Source organism: Macrococcus sp. 19Msa1099, from assembly GCA_019357535.2.
Lineage (GTDB): Bacteria > Bacillota > Bacilli > Staphylococcales > Staphylococcaceae > Macrococcoides > Macrococcoides psychrotolerans.
The window spans coordinates 1-3,536 of sequence record CP079963.1; the positions used below are offsets into that span (position 1 = coordinate 1).

Genomic DNA, 3,536 nt, shown 5'->3' on the forward strand with positions numbered 1-3,536 from the left:
GTGAATAAGAAAGAATTGGAAAAAAATTGGGAACCGGCCCTATCTAATAGCCGGTTAAGTGTGCAAACTACGACCACCCCCCTACCAAAAATTAGCTTTGACCGTATGACTTTGATAGGTGATCTGAATAAGGATAAATCGCAGTATATGGCTGATTTGCTCGGTAATAGTCCATCTGTTCATCTGTGGAATTGCTTAACGCATAAGTTTGAAGGTCAAATATTTACAGATAAAGTATATATTGAACATGATAGATTTAAAGCTGACGCTTGGGATAGAAGAAATTTTAGGGTTGAATTTAATCCAAATAATTTAAATGATGATGAAATTGATTGGTTAAAGAAAAACATTTTCATCGCTCTCGATAATGTTGGATTCACTCGCTTAGATCTGGCTTTTGACTTTGAAGAAGATTTATCTGATTTTTATATCATGAGTGATAAAGCAGTTAAGAAAAATGTTCTTTATGGTTTAGACGGTAAGGCTGAAACGAAATATTTTGGGGCAAGAGATAGTGACAGATATATTAGAATTTATAACAAAAAGCAAGAACGAAAAGATAATGCTGATGTTGATTTGTCTGTTGAACATTTATGGCGATTTGAAATTGAGTTGAAAAGAAGTCGTGTTGATGAATGGAATAATTGTTTTGATGATATGCATATTTTGAAACCTGCATGGACGACAATCGAAAAAATAAATGAGCGTGCTATTATTTGTATGTTATTATCTCATGAAAACGAATGGGGAAAATTAGCACGTCATACAAAATATAAATATCGAAAATTAATTAAAGAAATATCTGATATTGATTTAACTGATTTGATGAAAATGTCTTTAGGAAAAGTCGAAAATAATTTGCAAAAACAAATTGATTTTTGGCTTTACTGAACGAAAAAATTCATAAGAATTTTGAGTGAATTATCGCCCACTTTTTTGGGCGATCTTTTTTGTGCCTGGCACAGAAAAGGGTGTTTTTTTGACACGCAGTGTCAATTTTTGCGTCAGCAAAAACAAGTCTCACAGAGCACACGCCTTAATGATTTATTGTAACGAAGTGAAAATAAGTCTAGTGTGTTATACTTTAATAAATAAAAAGTACGCTCGCCCGTAAAAAGAGGAGGAAATTTTATGAGTTATTCAATCATCAGAGTTGAAAAAATAAAATCAAAAACAAACACGACAGGGATCCAAAAACATGTGCAGCGTGAGAATAGAAATTACAATAATCCCGATATTGATTTTGAAAAGACGCATTTAAATTTTGATTTATTGAACGAAAAAAACATCAATTTTAGTGAAGTGATTGAGAAAAAAATTGAACAAAATTATAACCAAAAAAGAAAAATTCGTTCAGACGCAGTAAAACATATCGACGGAATTATCACATCAGATGATAAATTTTTTGAGCAGAAATCTGATTCAGAAATTAAAGATTTCTTTAAAAATTCTTTGGAGTTTTTAGAAAAAGAATACGGTAGAGAAAATCTGATTTATGCAACGGTTCATCTCGATGAAAAAGTTCCGCATATGCACTTTGGATTTGTTCCGTTGACGAAAGACGGTAGATTATCGGCTAAGGAAATGCTGGGGAACAAAAAAGCGATGACAGAGTTTCAAGACCGTTTTAATGATTTTGTAAATGAGCGTGGCTTTCGTATGAATCGTGGCACGTCAAAATTGATTTCAGGCAAGGAAAGAGAAGAAATTAATACTTTTAAACAGATAACGGGCTATCACAAGCAAGATATGGTTTCTAAAGGACAAGAACTGCACGATATGAACATAGAACTAGAAAGAGTGAAAGAGGACTATCAGAACGCTGTAGAGACGCTCAGAGAGCCTGTAAGGATTAATTATGAGGAAGAATACAAGAAAACGGGTCTATTTGGATCTGAGATGGTTAAAACGGGTAATTATATCGTTTCTGCAGAGGATTTTAATCGACTGACAGAACAGGCGAAGTCTTCACAGCAAGTTTTGAATCGATTTGAGTATATGAATAAATACGATATTTTCGATAAGTTTGAGGAAGAAAGGGATAAAAACATAGATTTAGAAAAGAAAAATGATGTTCTGAATAAAAAATTATCTGAAGTATCAAGAGACGCAGCAATATTAGCGACTATGATTAGAAAGATTTTTGAAGCAATTGAAAAATTATTAGGGGCTGATATTACTAAAATAGGCATTGATAAAGGCTTTGATAGAGAAGAAAAACGCTACTTCGATAAAATAAACGAAATTCGTAGACCTGAACAGAAAAAAGATGTAAGTAAGAATAGAGGGTTACAGAGATGATTTCGGAGGACTTTTATGCCGAGAAAACTTTTCGGAAAGAAAAGACCCCTCATGTACACTGAACAAAGTGGGCCCACCAGGGCGTTTTTTGCCTGGTGGCTCATCTTTGGGGAGTGTGAGGGGTCAAAGTTTCTGCCGAAAAGGAAATTGGAATAAAATTATAAGAAATATGTTGTAACTAATTTGTGATTTTCGACTATAGTACCTTTAACCCAAACTGTGGTAGAAGCTACGTTATTAGTAAATTGAGATGTTACTTTTGCTGATTTTTTTGAAGGTCTTGATAATGTTGGTGTATCTAAAGAACCAAGCCATGCTTGTCCCCAAGGATTAGTTGCAGATGTAATTTTTGTGTTTGCTGTGTTTTTTGAAACATATGTTTTTGCTGTAAATCCCATTGAGACTGCTATGCTTGTTCCTGTTACTTTTCTTGTATAGCTACCATAGGGTAAATACATAGTACTTCCTGTAGTATAGTTCATTATTGTACTTTTATTTTCTTCTGTTTTTAAGGGATCTTTTACAGGTGTTAATGGATTGTCAATCGCACTTAAAGTTATTTTTTGTTTCTTGCCATGTTTGTCAATATATTCGTAACTTTGTTGATTAGGATTTGTTAGATCAAAACTTGCTGTTTTTAGTTGAGGAGTGTATTTTTGATTTAACAGAGTATTCTTTTGTTGTTCTGTTAAATCAGGAGAAGTAGTATACTTTCAGCATTTGAGATATTTAATGGGATAATCGATGATGCTAATAAAATTGATGATAAAGCGATTTTTTTGTACATATTTATAATCCTCCTTTAGTTTTTGTTAAAATATAATTATACATCTTATTTGTAAATTTAGTATAAAAATAAATTACGGAAAAGGAGAATAATAATGATTACAGGGATTTTATTTTTAATTCAAATTTTAGTTTTCCTTGGGGTTTTTTTAGGAATATCGAAAATTCTAAAGAAGAAAAAATGATTAAAATTAGTAAGAATTATAGAATAATGGAGTAGGTAATGTTAAAGTGAATAAAAAAAGAGCCCTAAACCCACTATGCTTTGGCCGGCACGGGTTGAGGACAAAAAATAATTTCATAATAAATATATGAAATGTGTTTTTATATTAATCTATACCCAAATAATAAATGATTTTAATTAATTTAGCAAGATTATAAAAACAGATGTTGTGGGTTTAGGGCTCTTTTTTTATTACAAATTTGTAATCAGAAAGGGAGTTTTTTTA

3 protein-coding genes are annotated in these 3,536 nt (G+C 31.8%); 2 read left to right on the forward strand and 1 reads right to left on the reverse strand.

Annotated features, from left to right (window positions below):
* Window positions 1-891, forward strand: coding sequence for a replication initiation factor domain-containing protein (locus KYI10_12575; protein ID QYA34233.2), 891 nt, complete (start codon window positions 1-3; stop codon window positions 889-891).
* A gap of 240 nt (window positions 892-1,131) precedes the next feature.
* Window positions 1,132-2,301: a MobV family relaxase gene (mobV, locus tag KYI10_12580; GenBank protein QYA34231.1), complete on the forward strand. Its 1,170-nt coding sequence runs from the start codon at window positions 1,132-1,134 to the stop codon at window positions 2,299-2,301.
* Window positions 2,302-2,459: 158 nt separating this feature from the next.
* On the opposite strand, the gene KYI10_12830 is transcribed toward mobV, so the two are convergent.
* Window positions 2,460-2,783 (reverse strand): DUF5626 family protein, encoded by a 324-nt coding sequence (locus KYI10_12830; GenBank protein XBW67602.1) that lies wholly within the window; start codon window positions 2,781-2,783, stop codon window positions 2,460-2,462.
* Between the last annotated feature and the right edge of the window lie 753 nt (window positions 2,784-3,536).

Bases quoted from the DNA above. Each gene is read 5' to 3' on its own strand.
- mobV (QYA34231.1), top strand. From the start codon at position 1,132: ATGAGTTATTCAATCATCAGAGTTGAAAAAATAAAATCAAAAACAAAC.
- KYI10_12830 (XBW67602.1), bottom strand. From the start codon at position 2,783: ATGAACTATACTACAGGAAGTACTATGTATTTACCCTATGGTAGCTAT.